This window comes from Pseudomonas helleri, from assembly GCF_009600315.1.
Classification (GTDB): Bacteria; Pseudomonadota; Gammaproteobacteria; order Pseudomonadales; family Pseudomonadaceae; genus Aquipseudomonas; species Aquipseudomonas helleri_A.
The window spans coordinates 111,935-127,235 of record NZ_WIWC01000004.1 but is presented as its reverse complement, the minus strand read 5'-3'; the positions used below and the strand labels follow the sequence as shown (position 1 = coordinate 127,235).

Genomic DNA, 15,301 nt, shown 5'->3' with positions numbered 1-15,301 from the left:
AGCTTGTGAGCTATTAACGGCTATGCGGCAACGTTACTTGATACGTTGACCTGGCTTGGCGCCGCTATCCGGGCTGAGCAGGTAAATCTCTTCACCGCCGGGGCCAGCTGCCATCACCATACCTTCCGAGATGCCGAAACGCATTTTGCGTGGCTTCAGGTTGGCAATCATCATGGTCAAACGACCCTCCAGCTCGGCCGGGTTCGGATAAGCGCTTTTGATCCCGGAGAATACATTGCGTTGTTCATCGCCGATATCCAGCGTCAGGCGCAGCAATTTATCCGCACCTTCTACTGCTTCAGCTTTAACAATCAAGGCAACACGCAAGTCGACAGCGGCAAAAGCATCGAAGTCGATTTCGGCAGCCAACGGTTCTTTTACCAACTCGCCGTTGCCTTGCGGTGCTTGAGCGCCAGTGTCTGTCTGGCTGGCTGCCAGGTCTTCTTTGGAGGCGTCGGTCATAGCTTGTACTTTTACCGGGTCAATACGGGTCATCAATGGTTTGAATGCATTCAACTGATGGTTGGCCAGCAAGACGCGGTGATCATCCCACGTCAGCGGTTCTACGTTCAGGAAGGCTTCGGCATCGGTGGCAAGCACCGGCAAGACCGGCTTGAGGAAGATGATCAGTTGGCGGAACAGGTTGATGCCCAGCGCGCACACGGCTTGAACTTCATCTTGCTTGCCTTCCACCTTGGCCATTGCCCACGGTGCCTTGTCAGCGATCCAGGCGTTGGCGCGATCGGCCAAGCCCATGATTTCACGCATGGCGCGGGCAAAATCACGCGCTTCATAAGCTTCGGCAATGCTGGGTGCCGCTGCAAGGAAGGCTTCTGTCAATTCCGGTGCGGCATTGCCTTCAACCAGTACGCCAGCGTTACCCTTGTGAATGAAGCCCGCGCAACGGCTGGCGATATTGACCACTTTACCGACCAGATCCGAGTTGACCTTCTGTACGAAATCTTCAAGGTTCAGGTCAAGGTCATCGACGCCACGGCCCAGTTTGGAAGCGTAGTAATAACGCAGGTACTCCGGCGACAGGTGATCCAGGTATGTGCGGGCCTTGATAAAGGTGCCGCGCGATTTGGACATTTTCTGGCCGTTGACGGTCAAGTAGCCGTGCACGTTGATGGCGGTTGGCTTGCGATAGCCTGCACCTTCGAGCATGGCGGGCCAGAACAGGGCGTGGAAGTTAACGATGTCCTTGCCGATGAAATGGTAGAGCTCGGCGGTGGAATCCTTTGCCCAATACGCGTCGAAGTCCAGTTCTGGACGGCGTGCGCAGAGGTTCTTGAAGCTGGCCATGTAGCCGATCGGAGCATCGAGCCATACATAGAAGTACTTGCCTGGCGCGTCCGGGATCTCGAAGCCGAAGTACGGCGCATCACGGGAAATATCCCACTGCTGCAAGCCAGCATCCAGCCATTCTGCGATCTTGTTGGCCACTGCATCCTGCAACGCGCCGCTACGGGTCCAGCTTTTCAGCATGGCGTCGAAGTCAGGCAGCTTGAAGAAGAAGTGTTCTGAGTCTTTGAGGACTGGCGTGGCGCCCGAAATCGCTGACTTGGGGTTTTTCAAATCTGTCGGGGCGTAGGTGGCACCGCATTTTTCACAGTTGTCGCCGTACTGATCTTCCGCGCCGCATTTCGGGCAGGTGCCCTTGATGAAGCGATCGGCCAGGAACATTTTCTTTTCCGGGTCGAAATACTGGGTGATCGATCGGGTGGCGATGTGGCCAGCCTCACGCAATTTGATGTAGATCGCACTCGACAGCTCACGGTTTTCTTCGGCGTGGGTCGAATGGAAGTTATCGAAATCGACGAGAAACTCGGCAAAGTCGGCGCTGTGTTCAGCCTGCACGTTGGCGATCAACTGCTCGGGCGTGATGCCTTCTTTCTCGGCACGCAACATGATTGCCGAGCCGTGGGCGTCGTCTGCGCAGACGTAAGTGCATTGATTGCCGCGATGCTTCTGGAAGCGCACCCACATATCGGTCTGGATGTACTCAAGCATATGGCCAAGATGGATTGAACCATTGGCATAGGGCAGGGCGCTGGTGACGAGGATCTTGCGTGGCTCGGACATGGGGCTCGGCTACTTGATGAGACGGTGGTCGGCCACTATAAAGCGCCGGGCAAATTATTTCACCCCGTGGTCGACTATCTGGGCGATTACGGTGTTTTAGATTGTGTTTAGGGTGCTTCTTTACAGGTACGATAGCGGCCTGTTTTTACTCAGTCTTCCGGGAGTTGCCCATGAGCGCAGTGAATCGCGCGGCGGTGGAAGCCGTCCTTCGCCAATACACCGACCCTTATCTGAATCAGGACCCCGTCAGTGCGGGCTGCGTGCGCAACATCGAGGTTCAGGGTCAGCACGTCAGTGTTCAACTTGAGCTGGGCTATGCCGCTGGTCTGTTCAAGAACGGTTGGGCGCAGATACTGCAAATGGCAATCAGAAATCTGGACGGTGTTTCCTCTGCCAAGGTGGAGGTGAGCTGTGTGATTGCGGTGCATAAAGCGCAGGCTCAGATTCCCGGTCTGGCCAATGTGAAGAACATTGTGGCTGTCGCTTCCGGCAAAGGCGGAGTAGGCAAATCGACCACAGCCGCCAATCTGGCGTTGGCATTGGCGCGTGAAGGCGCCCGTGTGGGGATACTGGATGCTGATATTTACGGGCCGAGTCAGGGCGTGATGTTCGGCATCGCAGAAGGCACGCGCCCGCAAATTCGTGATCAAAAGTGGTTTGTGCCCATTGAAGCTCATGGCGTTGAAGTGATGTCCATGGCCTTTCTGACCGACGACAGCACACCGATGGTGTGGCGTGGCCCGATGGTGTCCGGCGCATTGTTGCAATTAGTCACGCAAACGGCCTGGAATGATCTGGATTATCTGGTCATCGACATGCCGCCAGGCACGGGTGATATCCAGCTGACGCTGGCACAGAAAGTCCCGGTCACCGGGTCGGTCATTGTGACCACGCCGCAGGATCTGGCCTTACTGGATGCCCGCAAAGGTGTGGAGATGTTCCGCAAGGTCAACATTCCGGTGTTGGGCGTGGTGGAAAACATGGCTGTGCACATTTGCTCGAATTGCGGTCATGCCGAGCATTTGTTCGGTGAGGGGGGAGGCGAGAAACTGGCGACTCAGTATGGGGTTGAAGTGCTTGCGTCCCTGCCTTTAGCCATGGAGATTCGTGAGCAGGCCGATCATGGCAAGCCCACGGCAATTTCTGATCCGGATAGCCCGATTGCGTTGATCTATCAAGAGCTGGCCCGTCATGTGGGCGCCCGCATTGTTCTGAACGAAGCCACTTCGCAAGCGATGCCAACGATTACCGCCAGCGACGATTGATTGAGTTGTCAGCTCGCTCCTGCTGTTTGTGTAGGGGTGAGCTTGCTAGCGATAGCACCGTCAGCACGGTGTTGCATTTATTACGGGCATAAAAAAACCCCGCTTTTGAGGGCGGGGTTTTTTACTGGATCAGTACAAGTTAGATAACTTGAACTTCCTCAGCTTGCATGCCTTTCTGACCGCGAGTAGCGATGAAAGAAACCTGTTGGCCTTCTTTCAGGCTTTTGAAGCCGTCGGATTGGATTGCTTTGAAGTGAACAAACAGGTCGTCACCGGATTGTGGAGTGATGAAGCCGAAGCCTTTTTCATCGTTGAACCACTTAACGGTACCAGTTTGGCGATTAGACATGGTGTAACTCCTTGAACAAAGATAACTGCGACGCAGGAAAAGCCCTGGCCGAGACTGAGTGCAAAGAGCAGGAAAAATTCTTGGAGATGGTTGGATCGAAATTCAACATATCGTGTAGAGATTCTCAGTGACACAAGCAACACAGTGGCGCCACCTTAACGCTTTTTTCCAAACGTGCAAAGGGTCTTTGCGAAGGTTTCTCTAAAAACGTGACTGGCGGTTGCCCTCACACCCTGTATTCACGGCTTCTTGAGCTATTTTCAATATTTTTCCTTCAGACTTTTGAACCGGGCCTTATGGGGCGGTAAGATGCCGATCAGAATTTTTCTACCTCGCTATTCAGGACACCCGCCATGAGCATCAAACCAGACAAGTGGATTCGCCGCATGGCGCAAGAGCACGGCATGATCGAACCTTTCGTCGAGCGTCAGGTGCGTGAAGAGGGCGAAAACCGTCTTATTTCCTATGGCGTGTCGAGCTATGGCTACGACGTGCGTTGCGCGAATGAATTCAAGGTATTCACCAATATCAATTCAGCGACCGTTGATCCGAAGAACTTCGATGCGGGCAGCTTTGTTGATGTCACCAGCGATGTTTGCATCATTCCGCCCAACTCCTTTGCGCTGGCGCGCACGGTTGAGTACTTCCGCATCCCGCGTAACGTGCTGACGATCTGCCTGGGCAAAAGCACCTATGCACGTTGCGGCATCATCGTTAACGTCACGCCGCTTGAACCCGAGTGGGAAGGTCATGTGACGCTGGAATTTTCCAACACGACAACGTTGCCTGCCAAGATCTACGCCAACGAAGGTGTCGCGCAGATGCTGTTCTTTGAATCCGATGAAGAATGTGAAGTGTCTTACAAGGATCGTGGCGGCAAGTATCAAGGTCAGCGTGGCGTTACCTTGCCGCGTACCTGACAGGCCGTAGGGAATTTCTGAGCGATTCTGCACTCTATTGAGTGTAATTCCGGTGCGCACCCCGCGGGCCGGTTTATCGCTCAGGAGTGCCCTATGAAGATTGATCCGAGTATCCAAGCCCAATTGGCAAGCCTTGAGCCTAATCAGGTTGGGCTATTGGCTTGGTCGCTTCTCGCCCAGCCCCATCTGCAAGCCGGTGGTATTCCCGGCCAGCCTGATCCCGATACCCCGCAGCCTATTGAGCCCGGCGTACCGACCATTCCTGACGAGCCACCACCTGCGCCTGTTGCGTAATCAGGGGTTTCGTATGGCCAGCGGCCACACGGCGCCGTCAGCCACCAGATAGAGGCGTGTGCCGGGCTTTGGGTCGATGTTCACCCCACCCGTGAATGCGCCAAAGGCTGGCAACAAACTGACTCTATCACCCAGGTAAAAACAGGCTGCGCGTACGCTCTGTCGCCCTTTGCCCTGGAGTCGGTAGGTAGGGTGAATGTGCCCGGCCAGTACGTGTAGCGTTGGGTGTGGCGCCGGTTCGTGTTGCAAGGAAAAAGGCGCCATTAACAACGGTTCGGCCACTACATGGATGCCTAATTGTGCAGGTGGGTCTCCCGCCCGAAGGTCATGATTGCCGCGAATCAGCGTCAAGATGACTTCGGAGTGCCGGGCGCGCCACTCTTCCAGTGCGGCCAGTGTGGGGGGCGCGTGGGATTCTTTTGCGTGCAGGAAGTCACCTAAAAACACGATCTGGCGACAGTCATGCTCGGCCAGTAGCTGGTCCAATACTCTCAGATTCGCTTGCGTAGTGCCCGCTGGAACAGGCTGGCCCAGACGCCGATAAGCGGCTGCCTTGCCGAAGTGGGCGTCAGCGATCAGGAGTGCCCTGTGACGCGGCCAATACAGGGCTTTTTCTGCCAGCAAGCAGATGTCTTCGCCCGCCAGATTAACGGTAAGTGAGCGTGTCATCGTTTTTTCGAGCCTTTTGTTACCGCCGCTTCCAGATCCTTGACCATTCGGGCAACGCGGTCGGCGAGTTTTTCGCTGCTTAGACTTTCTCGAAAGCGTTCCACCAGCAGGGGGAAGGCAAAAGGCGTGGCGCGTTTGATGAGTTGCAGATCCAGCGTTCGCGAACGTATGTCCGTCAGCGTCAGTTCCAGACGCGTAATATCCAGCTCCTGACGCAAAACTTCCTCTTCGGCCTGTGTGAGCAGGAGGTTGTCAGGGTCGTAGTTTTTGAACACCTCATAGAATAGTCCACTCGAAGCTTGCACTTGGCGTGTGCTTTTTTGTGCGCCAGGGTAGCCGCCAAACACCAGACCGGAAATGCGGGCAATCTCGCGAAAGCGCCGCAATGCCAACTCACCGGCATTGAGACTGGCCATCACATCGGCCAGCAGATGGTCTGCGGTGAACAATTCAGGTCGCAACAGCGCCGACCAATCCACCTCGCTCGCACACAGCAGCTCGAAACCATAGTCGTTGACTGCGATTGAAAAGCTCAACGGTCGTTGCTGGCTGATGCGCCATGCCAGCAGGCTGGCCAGCCCCAGGTGAACTTGACGCCCGGCAAACGGATAGATAAACACGTGCCAGCCTTCACGAGACTTAAGGGCTTCGGCCAGTACTGTCTGGCTGCCAGGCAGTGCCGACCATTGCTGTTGGACGTCCAGCAATGGCCTGACCGCTTGCATTTCTGGGCCCTCGAAGCGTCCGTGACGCGCCGCGTCCAGTTGCGCCACAACAGCCTCTGCCAGTTCGCTGGAAAGCGGCATGCGGCCACCGTTCCAGCGCGGGACGGCCGCTTTTTTGCCCGTCGTGCGTTTTACATAGGCGGTCATATTTTCAACCCGCACCAGCTCCAGCAATCGCCCGCCAAACAAAAATCCATCGCCGGGTTTGAGGCGGGCGATGAATCCTTCCTCCACACTACCCAGCGCCTTGCCCCCGCCGCCTTTACTCCAGTATTTGAGTTGAATGCTGGCATCGCTGACGATAGTGCCGATGCTCATGCGATGGCGCCGTGCCAGCCGGGCATTAGGCACTTGCCAGCGCCCCTCGGCATCCGGTTCTACCCGCTGATAGTCGGGGTAAGCCGTCAAGGAGTGACCCCCGTGGCGGACAAACGCCAAGGCCCAGCGCCACTGTTCGTCACTTAAGTCCTGATAGGCCCACGTACTGCGGACTTCGCTGAGTAATTCGTCAGGCCTGAAGCCACCGGCCAGCGCCATGCTGACTAAATGCTGCACCAGCACGTCCAACGGGTTACGCGGGGATTCACGCGGTTCGATCATGCGGGCGGCCACGGCTGCTTTGGCGGCCGCCGCTTCGACAAGTTCCAGGCTGTGGGTGGGCACCAGCGTTATCCGCGAGGCCCGCCCGGGTGCATGCCCGGAGCGGCCGGCGCGCTGCATGAGGCGGGCAATGCCCTTGACTGAGCCGATCTGTAACACCCGCTCAACGGTTAGGAAGTCCACACCCAGATCAAGGCTGGAGGTACACACCACCGCTTTGAGTCGCCCGTCCTTGAGGCTTCGTTCCACCCAGTCGCGGACCTCGCGGGCCAATGAACCATGATGCAAGGCAATCAGTCCGGCCCAATCGGGGCGAGCATCCAGCAAGGCTTGATACCACAGCTCTGACTGCGCCCGGGTATTGGTGAAGATCAGGCAACTGGAACTACTCTCAACCTCGGCAACTACAGAAGGCAGCATGCGCAGGCCGATATGCCCGGCCCAAGGGAAGCGTTCAAGGGTGGGTGGCAGCAGGGTGTCGATGTGCAAGTCCTTGATGACCTTGCCCTCTACGCTCACCCCGTCGCCTTGAGGAAGTAACACCTGCTGTGCGTGTGCCTGATTGCCCAGCGTGGCAGAAACCCCCCACACGATCAGTGCCGGGTTCCAGCGCCGCAAACGCGCGAGAGCCAATTGCAATTGCACACCGCGTTTGTTGCCGATCAATTCGTGCCATTCGTCCACGACAACCATGCGCAGATGGCTCATTTGTGTTTCGGCATCGGCTCGGGTGAGCAAGAGTGTCAGGCTCTCGGGCGTGGTCACCAAGGTGCTGGGCAGGCGTCGGCCTTGGCGGGCGCGTTCGCTGCTGCTGGTATCGCCGGTGCGTAAACCTACGTTCCACGGGATGTTCAGCTCTGCCAGCGGCGCCTCAAGGGCCCGGGCCGTGTCTGCCGCCAACGCCCGCATCGGTGTGATCCACACCACTGTGAGGGGCGCGAAGGCAGGTTTTCGCGCGCGAGCGGGCGCGCTTGGAATGGGAGTTGAGGTTGCAAAGTGATCCAGCGCGCCAAACCACACGGCGTAAGTTTTGCCAGCGCCGGTAGACGCATGCAGCAAGCCTGACTGCCCCTGTTTAATGGCGGCCCACACCTCGCGTTGAAAGCTGAAAGGCTTCCATTGGCGGCTGCTGAACCACTGGGCTGCGTAGCGGGATGAACGTGCCATAGCGAGTGCGACACTCTGAGTGGGCTTGTTTCAAAGACCGCACGCGACCGGCATAAGTGCCGCACAAAAGCCATTGCGGGCTATTTCAGGTTGCCACTGAGAAACTGGCGCAAGCGCTCGCTGTTGGGGTGATCGAGTACCGCTTCAGGGGTGCCTTGTTCTTCGACCAGACCTTGGTGCAAAAACATTACGTGGTTGGCCACTTTGCGCGCGAAGTTCATTTCGTGGGTCACCATGATCATGGTGCGGCCTTCTTCGGCCAGCCCTTGAATGACCCGCAACACTTCGCCCACCAGCTCAGGGTCCAGCGCCGAGGTCGGCTCATCGAACAGCATGACTTGAGGTTCCATCGCCAGTGCCCGTGCGATTGCCACGCGTTGCTGCTGGCCACCGGACAGGAACGCCGGGTATTGATCGGCGACGCGGGACGCCAGACCCACCTTATCGAGGTAACGTCGGGCGCGTTCTTCAGCCTCCTTTTTGCTGACGCCCAGCACCCTGCGCGGTGCCAGGGTGATGTTCTCCAGCACGGTCATATGGCTCCACAGGTTGAAGTGCTGAAAGACCATGGCCAGTTGGGTGCGCAAACGCTGTAGCTCCTCCTCGCTGGCAACTCGAATACCGTTTTGATCGGTCACCATGCGAATCAGCTGTCCATCCAGCGTCATCGCGCCTTCGTTGGGTGTTTCAAGGAAATTGATGCAGCGCAAAAAGGTACTTTTGCCTGACCCGCTGGCGCCGATCAGACAAATGACATCCCCGGTTTTGGCCTTGAGCGACACGCCCTTAAGCACTTCATTGTCGCCATAGCGCTTGTGCAGGCCTTCAACGGTCAGTTTGTACATGCATACCTCAAGCAGAAAGAAGGTAGCCGCTTCGATAAGCGTCACGGCTGGCCACATGGGCGATCACCATGCCCGCAGTCGCCATTCGCCTTACCGAACGGGCGAAGAGCAGGCCGGCGCGGGTGGCATGCACCGGCGTCAGGCAGTCACTGACAGGGTCAATGATGTCGGCAATCAACTGGCCAACCTCGATCCAGTCGCCGGGTTTTGCGCTAAAAACCAGTAACCCGCCTACCGGCGTTGCGACAGGTTCCACCCCGGCCAACGGGGTGGCGGGGTAAAGCAGCGGCGGCAAGGGTTTGGCTGCACCGGAAATCGCGCCAAAGTCGATCAAATAATCAATCAGTGCCTGACAATCGTGTTCGGCGTAGGCGTGGCTGACATCGGCCTGACCGCGCAGCTCAACGGTGACGGCGAAACAGCCCTGCGGGATGGCAAAGCAATGTTTGAAACGTTGTTGCAATTGCCACCACAGCAAAGGCAGGCATTCGTCAAATGACTGGCCGCCAGAGTCCGTCGCCAGCAAGCAGGCTTGAGCGCCCAGATAGCGCGCTAGTGGCTCAACGTGGGGCCAAGCCTGTGGCGTGGTGTAGAGGTGGGCCACAGCCTCAAAGTCGCAGTGCAAATCCAAGATCACATCGGCGTCGCACGCCAGCGTTTGCAGGGTCAGGCGTTGTGAGTGCAGTTGCGTCGTCGGTTGTTGCGCCGACATGGCCTGACGCAGGTGATGGCGAATCAGTTGCAGGTTGTGTGCAGGGTCTTGGTTTAACAAGCCTTCAATCTCGTCACCGATTTGCGTGCTGAGGTCCAGGAAGTTGCGATTGAAGTTTTGCCCGCTTTCGAGCTCGTATCGTCCCAGCGGGATGTCCATCAGCACTTGGTCAAGACCCACCGGGTTGGCGACAGGCACCAGCACGATTTCACTGCGTAACAGCCCAGCGCTTTCCAGCTCGCTCAGACGCTGCTTGAGGTGCCAGGCCACCAACATGCCGGGTAGCTCATCGGCATGCAGGGACGCTTGTATGTAGACTTTGCCCTGTGGGACGGCAGGGCCGTAGTGGAAGCTGTGAATATGCCGCTCAGTGCCGGGAACAGGCGCCAGCAAGGGGTGGGACTGATGTCGCTGCATGTGAAAATAAATCCTAGTGAGCAGGCCCAAGGAAGGCTAACCAGCGGCGTTCCGCCAAGCGAAACAAACCGACCAACATAAAGGTGACGCACAGGTAAATGACCGCAGCGATGCCGAATGATTGAAAGGTCAAAAATGTCGCGGAGTTAGCGTCTCGCGCCACCTTCAATACATCGGGGATAGTGGCGGTAAAGGCCACTGTGGTCGAGTGCAGCATCAAGATCACTTCATTGCTGTAAAACGGCAACGAGCGCCTCAAGGCTGAAGGCATGATCACATACGCATAAAGTTTCCAGCCGCTGAGGCCGTAGGCTTTGGCCGCTTCGACTTCTCCGTGAGCCATGTTGCGTATGGCCCCGGCAAAGATTTCCGTGGTGTAGGCACAGGTGTTCAGGGCAAAGGCCAGAATGGTGCAATTCATGGCATCGCGAAAGAACGCATCCAGTTGGGGTTGAGCGCGAACGGCTGCAAGGCTGTAAATCCCGGTGTAGCAAATCAGCAGCTGGATATACAGGGGCGTGCCGCGAAACAGGTAGGTGTAGAACTGCACCGGCCAGCGGACCCATCGATTGGCGCTGACCCGCGCAATCGACAGCGGAATCGACACCACAAAGCCGATCACCAAGGCAGCACTCAATAACCATAACGTCATTGCCAGGCCGGTGAGGTGATACCCGTCGCTGTACAGAAATGGGCGCCAGTATTCCTGCAGTAGCTCAATCATCGCGCCGCCTCCCGAACGCCTGCGCCATAGTGGCGTTCCAGCCGGCGGATGACGAAGTTGGACGCACTGGTGATGGCCAGATAAATCAGCGCGGCAATGACCAGAAAGTAAAACAGTTGATAGGTGCTTTTGCCTGCGTCCTGAGCCGCCTTGACCAAGTCAGCCAGGCCAATGATTGACACCAGTGCGGTGGCTTTGAGCATCACCATCCAGTTATTGCCGATGCCCGGCAGGGCAAAGCGCATCATTTGCGGGAACACTACATACCGAAACCGTTGCCCGCGTTTGAGCCCGTAGGCCGTCGCGGCTTCGACCTGACCGCGGGGGACGGAGAGGATGGCTCCGCGAAAGGTTTCGGTGAAATAAGCGCCGTAGATAAACCCCAAGGTGATGACCCCAGCACTGAACGGGTTGATTTCGATGTATTCCCATTCCATAGCGTCCGTCAGGCTGGTAAGCCAGGTTTGCAGGCTGTAGAAAATCAGCAGCATCAGCACCAGGTCGGGGACACCACGAATCAGTGTGGTGTAGAGCTGAGCAGGGATGCGCAGGCTTTTAAGGCGTGAGAGTTTGGCGCTGGCGCCCAGCAAACCGAGCAGAACGCTGACGGCCAGCGACAGTACCGATAATTTGACGGTCATCCACGTGCCTTCCAGCAACAGCGGGCCAAAGCCCTGCAAACTGAACGCGGATAGCCCAAGGTTATTCAGGAGTGTTTCGACCATGACAATCAAACCTGTGGCGTACATAAAAGCGCCCACCGAGCAGTGGGCGCCGGGGTTTCACTTGCCGCTGTACAGGTTCAGGTCGCCGAAGTGTTTTTTCTGGATTTTGCTGTAAGTACCGTCGTCATGTAACGCTTTGATACCTTTGTTCAACAGGGCCTGTAGCTCTTTGTTACCTTTATTGATACCGATGGCAGTTTTGGAGGGCAGCAGTTCACTGTCGACCGGTTTACTGACTTCATAACCGGCGCCTTGCGGCGATTTCAAAAAGCCCAGCTCAGCTTGCAACATGTCCTGAATCGAGGCGTCGAGGCGGCCTGAGATCAGGTCTGCGTACACTTGGTCCTGATTTGCGTAGGCTTGTGTTTTAACCCCGGCTTTGTCCAGAACCGCTTTGGCGTAGGCTTCTTGAATGGTGCCTTGCTCATAGCCGACCGTTTTGCCTTTGAGCGATTCGGGGGTGGCGTCCAGGCCCGAGCCTTTTTTGAACACTAAAGAGGTTGGTCCTGAGAACAGCTCATTGGAGAAGTCGATAACCTTTTCGCGGGCCGGGGTGACGGTCATGGACGAGATAACGCCATCAAATTTTTTGGCTTTAAGCCCCGGAATCATGCCGTCGAAATCGGATTCGACCCATTTGCACTTCACTTTCAATTCGGCGCAGATGGCATTGCCCAAGTCGATGTCAAACCCCACCAGGCTGCCATCGGCGGCCTTGGACTCAAAAGGGGCGTAGGAAGGGTCTACGCCAAAGCGCAGCTCTTTGTACTCTTTGGCAAACGTGGTGCCCGCAGCCATGCATAAGGTGAGTGCAGAAAGGGCCAGAAAGACTTTTTTCATTATTCATTCCCTAAAACCATTGAGCGCTTGTGGCGCGTGAGTACTGTTACTGCAAAGCCACGACACAAGCGCAGTAGCAATTTCCGATCCACAGTCGGATCGCCAATGGGTAAAAGGAATTAAAAGGGGCAATTCAGCTCATGAGTGTTCATTAATTGAGCACGAACACTGAGTCGCTCCAAAACAGGGCGGACAGTTCAATTCAATAAGGCGCTAAGTGTTTCCAGGCTGTCGGCGTCCTGAATGCCTTTGTCATGTCGCCAGCGCAACATGCGCGGAAAACGCACGGCTATTCCGCTTTTGTGGCGTTTTGACAGGGCGATCCCTTCAAAGCCCAATTCAAATACCATGCTGGGGGTGACGCTGCTGACCGGGCCGAACTTCTCGACCGTGGTTTTACGCACAATCGCATCAACTTTGCGCATTTCTTCATCGGTCAGTCCGGAATACGCCTTGGCGAAAGGGACTAACTGGCGATCAGCTTTTTCGGCGGGACCGTCCCACACGGCGAAGGTGTAATCGCTGTACAGGCTGGCGCGTCGGCCATGGCCGCGTTGAGCGTAAATCAGCACGGCGTCAACGCTGAACGGGTCGACCTTCCACTTCCACCACACGCCCACGTCTTTGGTGCGCCCAACGCCATAGTGAGCATCGCGGGACTTGAGCATCATGCCCTCGACCCCGAGGCTGCGTGATGCCAGGCGTTGTTGCGCCAGATCCGCCCAGTCTTTGCCGTGCAGGACAGGTGACAGGCGCAAGCAGGGATCGCTGCTGGTGTTGATCACGCACTCCAGTTGCGCGCGGCGTTGATGTTGAGTGTGTTGACGCCAGTCAGCGCCTTGCCACTCCAACAGGTCATACGCCAGCAGCACAACGGGAATGTCGTGGAGTATTTTTTTGCTGAGGGTTTTACGGCCGATCCGTTGTTGCAGCAGCGCGAAAGGCTGAACGGCAGGTGCCTGAGCATCGGGCGAGTCTTTCCAGACGACAATTTCACCGTCCAGAACCGTGCCGTCGGGCAAGTTGATGGCCATGCGCTGCAATTCGGGAAAGCGTTCGCTGATCAGCTCTTCGCCTCTTGACCATATCCAGACTTGGCCGTCCCGTTTGACGATTTGGGCGCGAATACCGTCCCACTTCCACTCGACCTGCCAGTCGCCGCACGGCCCTAACTGCGCGTCGAACTGTTCTGTGGGCAGTTGGAGTGGGTGAGCCAGGAAAAAAGGGTACGGCTGCCCTCCACGCAGGGCGTGTTCATCGGCGGACTCAGCGGCGATCAGCTTGAGGTAATCGGCCGCGACAGGTGTGCGTGAGAGTTCGGTGTAGCCCACCAAACGCTGAGCCACGCGTTTGCTGTCGACTCCGGCTAATGCGGCCAAAGCGCGGGTGATCAATAACTTGGATACGCCCACGCGAAAGTTGCCGGTGATCAACTTGATGCACACCATCAGGCTTTGCTGATCCAGCTGCGCCCATAACTCAGGCAAGCGCTGGGCCAGGGTTTCTGCCGTCTGGCCGCGTAAGGGCAGCAGGTGCTGCTCAACCCATTGCGCCAAACCGGCGTCGCTACTGTGACGAGATTCGGGCAGCAATAAGGACAGTGTTTCGGCCAGATCGCCGACGGCCTGATAGCTTTCTTCAAACAGCCACTCGGGCAAATTCGCCAAGTGCATGCCGATCTCGCGCAAGACTCGGCTGGGCACAAGCTGGCGCGGACGGCCTCCGGACAAAAAGTAGACTGCCCACGCGGCGTCAGCCGGTTCTGCCTGAGCAAAGTAGTCTTGCAGCGCTGCCAGTTTGGCATTGCTGGAGGTGGTGGCATCCAGTCTTGCATATAACTGCGCGAAGTCTTTCATGGCGCGGGCTCCACTTCGACGGTCGCTTCTTCCTCATCGCCATATTCGGTGGCAAACCCTTGGGCATCGAGGCCCTTGTCGCAGAGATAACGTACCAGCGTGCCCACCGAGCCGTGCGTCACCATGACCCGTTCGGCGCCGGTTTGCTCAATCGCCCACAACAAGCCCGGCCAATCAGCATGGTCGGAGAGTACAAAGCCCCGGTCTACGCCCCGGCGCCGCCGTGGTCCTCGCAGGCGCATCCAGCCGCTGGCGAACGCGTCACTGTAGTCGCCAAAACGGCGCATCCAGGTGCTGCCTCCCGCAGACGGTGGCGCCAGAATCAGCGCCTGACGCAGCAGCGGGTCGGTTTTTTTGATGTCTCCGGCATACAGCGTCGGCGGGATGAAAATACCAGCGTCGCGATAGACGCGATTAAGCGGTTCGACTGAGCCGTGGGCGACGATGGGACCGAGCGTTGAGTCAATCCCGTGCAAGATGCGCTGCGCTTTGCCGAACGCATAACAGAACAGCACGCTGGCTTTGCCTTGTTGCTGATTCGTACGCCACCAGTGGTTGATCTCGGCAAATATCTCGGCTTGTGGCTGCCAGCGGTAAATCGGCAGGCCAAAGGTCGATTCCGTGATGAAGGTGTGACAGCGCACAGGTTCAAACGGTGCGCAGGTGCCGTCGGGTTCGACTTTGTAATCACCGGACGCGACCCACACCTCACCCTCGTATTCCAGTCGAACCTGAGCGGAACCCAACACATGGCCGGCTGGATGAAAACTGAGGGTGACGCCATGGTGTTTGAGTGTTTCGCCGTACGCCAGGGTTTGCAGGTTAATGTCCTGCCCCAGTCGCGCGCGCAGAATTCCGGCGCCGGGTTCTGCGGCCAGATAGTGCGAATTGCCCGTACGGGCGTGGTCGCCGTGGCCGTGAGTGATGACGGAGCGCTCCACGGCACGCCATGGGTCGATGTAGAAATCACCGGGCGGGCAATACAACCCTTCGGGGCGAGCGATAACAAGGTCCATAAGCATGCCGGGGCAGAGGGCTTGTTAATTGAGAGCGCCGGGGAGGGCGGGAAGTTCGATCCCGGAATGCAAATCACGTAGCCTCGCATTAC

14 protein-coding genes are annotated in these 15,301 nt (G+C 57.2%); 3 read left to right on the top strand and 11 right to left on the bottom strand.

Going from position 1 to position 15,301, the window contains the following annotated elements:
• Window positions 1-33: 33 nt before the first annotated feature.
• Window positions 34-2,085, bottom strand: coding sequence for a methionine--tRNA ligase (metG, locus tag GHN86_RS04160; RefSeq protein WP_153377760.1), 2,052 nt, complete (start codon window positions 2,083-2,085; stop codon window positions 34-36).
• A gap of 170 nt (window positions 2,086-2,255) precedes the next feature.
• Between metG and apbC the strand changes: the two genes are divergently transcribed.
• Complete coding sequence (gene apbC, locus GHN86_RS04155) at window positions 2,256-3,350, top strand: iron-sulfur cluster carrier protein ApbC (protein WP_153377759.1); 1,095 nt, start codon at window positions 2,256-2,258, stop codon at window positions 3,348-3,350.
• Window positions 3,351-3,489: 139 nt separating this feature from the next.
• Here apbC and GHN86_RS04150 read toward each other — a convergent pair whose 3' ends face one another.
• Entirely contained in the window at window positions 3,490-3,699 is a 210-nt protein-coding gene (locus GHN86_RS04150) for a cold-shock protein (RefSeq protein ID WP_002554837.1), read from the bottom strand.
• A gap of 353 nt (window positions 3,700-4,052) precedes the next feature.
• On the opposite strand from GHN86_RS04150, the gene dcd reads away from it, so the two are divergent.
• Window positions 4,053-4,619 carry a dCTP deaminase gene (dcd, locus tag GHN86_RS04145; RefSeq protein WP_016779707.1) on the top strand — a complete coding sequence of 189 codons (567 nt, stop codon included), beginning with the start codon at window positions 4,053-4,055 and terminating at the stop codon, window positions 4,617-4,619.
• Between the two features lie 93 nt (window positions 4,620-4,712).
• On the top strand, window positions 4,713-4,913 hold the full coding sequence (locus tag GHN86_RS04140; protein WP_153377758.1) for a hypothetical protein: 201 nt from the start codon (window positions 4,713-4,715) through the stop codon (window positions 4,911-4,913).
• Here GHN86_RS04140 and pdeM read toward each other — a convergent pair whose 3' ends face one another.
• The 9 genes from pdeM to GHN86_RS04095 form a co-directional block, all read right to left on the bottom strand.
• Window positions 4,914-5,582 (bottom strand): ligase-associated DNA damage response endonuclease PdeM, encoded by a 669-nt coding sequence (pdeM, locus tag GHN86_RS04135; protein WP_153377757.1) that lies wholly within the window; start codon window positions 5,580-5,582, stop codon window positions 4,914-4,916.
• Window positions 5,579-8,074, bottom strand: a complete 2,496-nt coding sequence (locus tag GHN86_RS04130; RefSeq protein WP_153377756.1) for a ligase-associated DNA damage response DEXH box helicase — start codon at window positions 8,072-8,074, stop codon at window positions 5,579-5,581. The genes pdeM and GHN86_RS04130 overlap by 4 nt, the downstream gene beginning before the upstream one ends.
• 80 nt (window positions 8,075-8,154) lie before the next feature.
• Window positions 8,155-8,919: an ABC transporter ATP-binding protein gene (locus GHN86_RS04125; protein WP_153377755.1), complete on the bottom strand. Its 765-nt coding sequence runs from the start codon at window positions 8,917-8,919 to the stop codon at window positions 8,155-8,157.
• 7 nt (window positions 8,920-8,926) lie between these two features.
• Window positions 8,927-10,048, bottom strand: a complete 1,122-nt coding sequence (locus GHN86_RS04120) for a succinylglutamate desuccinylase/aspartoacylase family protein (protein ID WP_153377754.1) — start codon at window positions 10,046-10,048, stop codon at window positions 8,927-8,929.
• A 13-nt stretch (window positions 10,049-10,061) separates the two neighbouring features.
• A complete protein-coding gene (locus tag GHN86_RS04115; RefSeq protein ID WP_153377753.1) occupies window positions 10,062-10,772 on the bottom strand; it encodes an ABC transporter permease in 711 nt (236 codons plus the stop codon).
• Entirely contained in the window at window positions 10,769-11,497 is a 729-nt protein-coding gene (locus GHN86_RS04110; RefSeq protein WP_153377752.1) for an ABC transporter permease, read from the bottom strand. Before GHN86_RS04110 ends, GHN86_RS04115 begins: the two co-directional genes overlap by 4 nt.
• A gap of 57 nt (window positions 11,498-11,554) precedes the next feature.
• The gene (locus GHN86_RS04105) at window positions 11,555-12,337 is read right to left on the bottom strand and encodes a transporter substrate-binding domain-containing protein (RefSeq protein ID WP_153377751.1); all 783 of its coding nucleotides are present in this window, start codon (window positions 12,335-12,337) and stop codon (window positions 11,555-11,557) included.
• Window positions 12,338-12,534: 197 nt separating this feature from the next.
• Entirely contained in the window at window positions 12,535-14,193 is a 1,659-nt protein-coding gene (locus tag GHN86_RS04100; protein WP_153377750.1) for an ATP-dependent DNA ligase, read from the bottom strand.
• The gene (locus tag GHN86_RS04095; protein WP_153377749.1) at window positions 14,190-15,209 is read right to left on the bottom strand and encodes a ligase-associated DNA damage response exonuclease; all 1,020 of its coding nucleotides are present in this window, start codon (window positions 15,207-15,209) and stop codon (window positions 14,190-14,192) included. Before GHN86_RS04095 ends, GHN86_RS04100 begins: the two co-directional genes overlap by 4 nt.
• Between the last annotated feature and the right edge of the window lie 92 nt (window positions 15,210-15,301).

What these genes read in the sequence shown, in the direction of transcription:
- metG (WP_153377760.1), bottom strand. Translation starts at nt 2,085, where the DNA reads ATGTCCGAGCCACGCAAGATCCTCGTCACCAGCGCCCTGCCCTATGCC.
- apbC (WP_153377759.1), top strand. Translation starts at nt 2,256, where the DNA reads ATGAGCGCAGTGAATCGCGCGGCGGTGGAAGCCGTCCTTCGCCAATAC.
- GHN86_RS04150 (WP_002554837.1), bottom strand. Translation starts at nt 3,699, where the DNA reads ATGTCTAATCGCCAAACTGGTACCGTTAAGTGGTTCAACGATGAAAAA.
- dcd (WP_016779707.1), top strand. Translation starts at nt 4,053, where the DNA reads ATGAGCATCAAACCAGACAAGTGGATTCGCCGCATGGCGCAAGAGCAC.
- GHN86_RS04140 (WP_153377758.1), top strand. Translation starts at nt 4,713, where the DNA reads ATGAAGATTGATCCGAGTATCCAAGCCCAATTGGCAAGCCTTGAGCCT.
- pdeM (WP_153377757.1), bottom strand. Translation starts at nt 5,582, where the DNA reads ATGACACGCTCACTTACCGTTAATCTGGCGGGCGAAGACATCTGCTTG.
- GHN86_RS04130 (WP_153377756.1), bottom strand. Translation starts at nt 8,074, where the DNA reads ATGGCACGTTCATCCCGCTACGCAGCCCAGTGGTTCAGCAGCCGCCAA.
- GHN86_RS04125 (WP_153377755.1), bottom strand. Translation starts at nt 8,919, where the DNA reads ATGTACAAACTGACCGTTGAAGGCCTGCACAAGCGCTATGGCGACAAT.
- GHN86_RS04120 (WP_153377754.1), bottom strand. Translation starts at nt 10,048, where the DNA reads ATGCAGCGACATCAGTCCCACCCCTTGCTGGCGCCTGTTCCCGGCACT.
- GHN86_RS04115 (WP_153377753.1), bottom strand. Translation starts at nt 10,772, where the DNA reads ATGATTGAGCTACTGCAGGAATACTGGCGCCCATTTCTGTACAGCGAC.
- GHN86_RS04110 (WP_153377752.1), bottom strand. Translation starts at nt 11,497, where the DNA reads ATGGTCGAAACACTCCTGAATAACCTTGGGCTATCCGCGTTCAGTTTG.
- GHN86_RS04105 (WP_153377751.1), bottom strand. Translation starts at nt 12,337, where the DNA reads ATGAAAAAAGTCTTTCTGGCCCTTTCTGCACTCACCTTATGCATGGCT.
- GHN86_RS04100 (WP_153377750.1), bottom strand. Translation starts at nt 14,193, where the DNA reads ATGAAAGACTTCGCGCAGTTATATGCAAGACTGGATGCCACCACCTCC.
- GHN86_RS04095 (WP_153377749.1), bottom strand. Translation starts at nt 15,209, where the DNA reads ATGGACCTTGTTATCGCTCGCCCCGAAGGGTTGTATTGCCCGCCCGGT.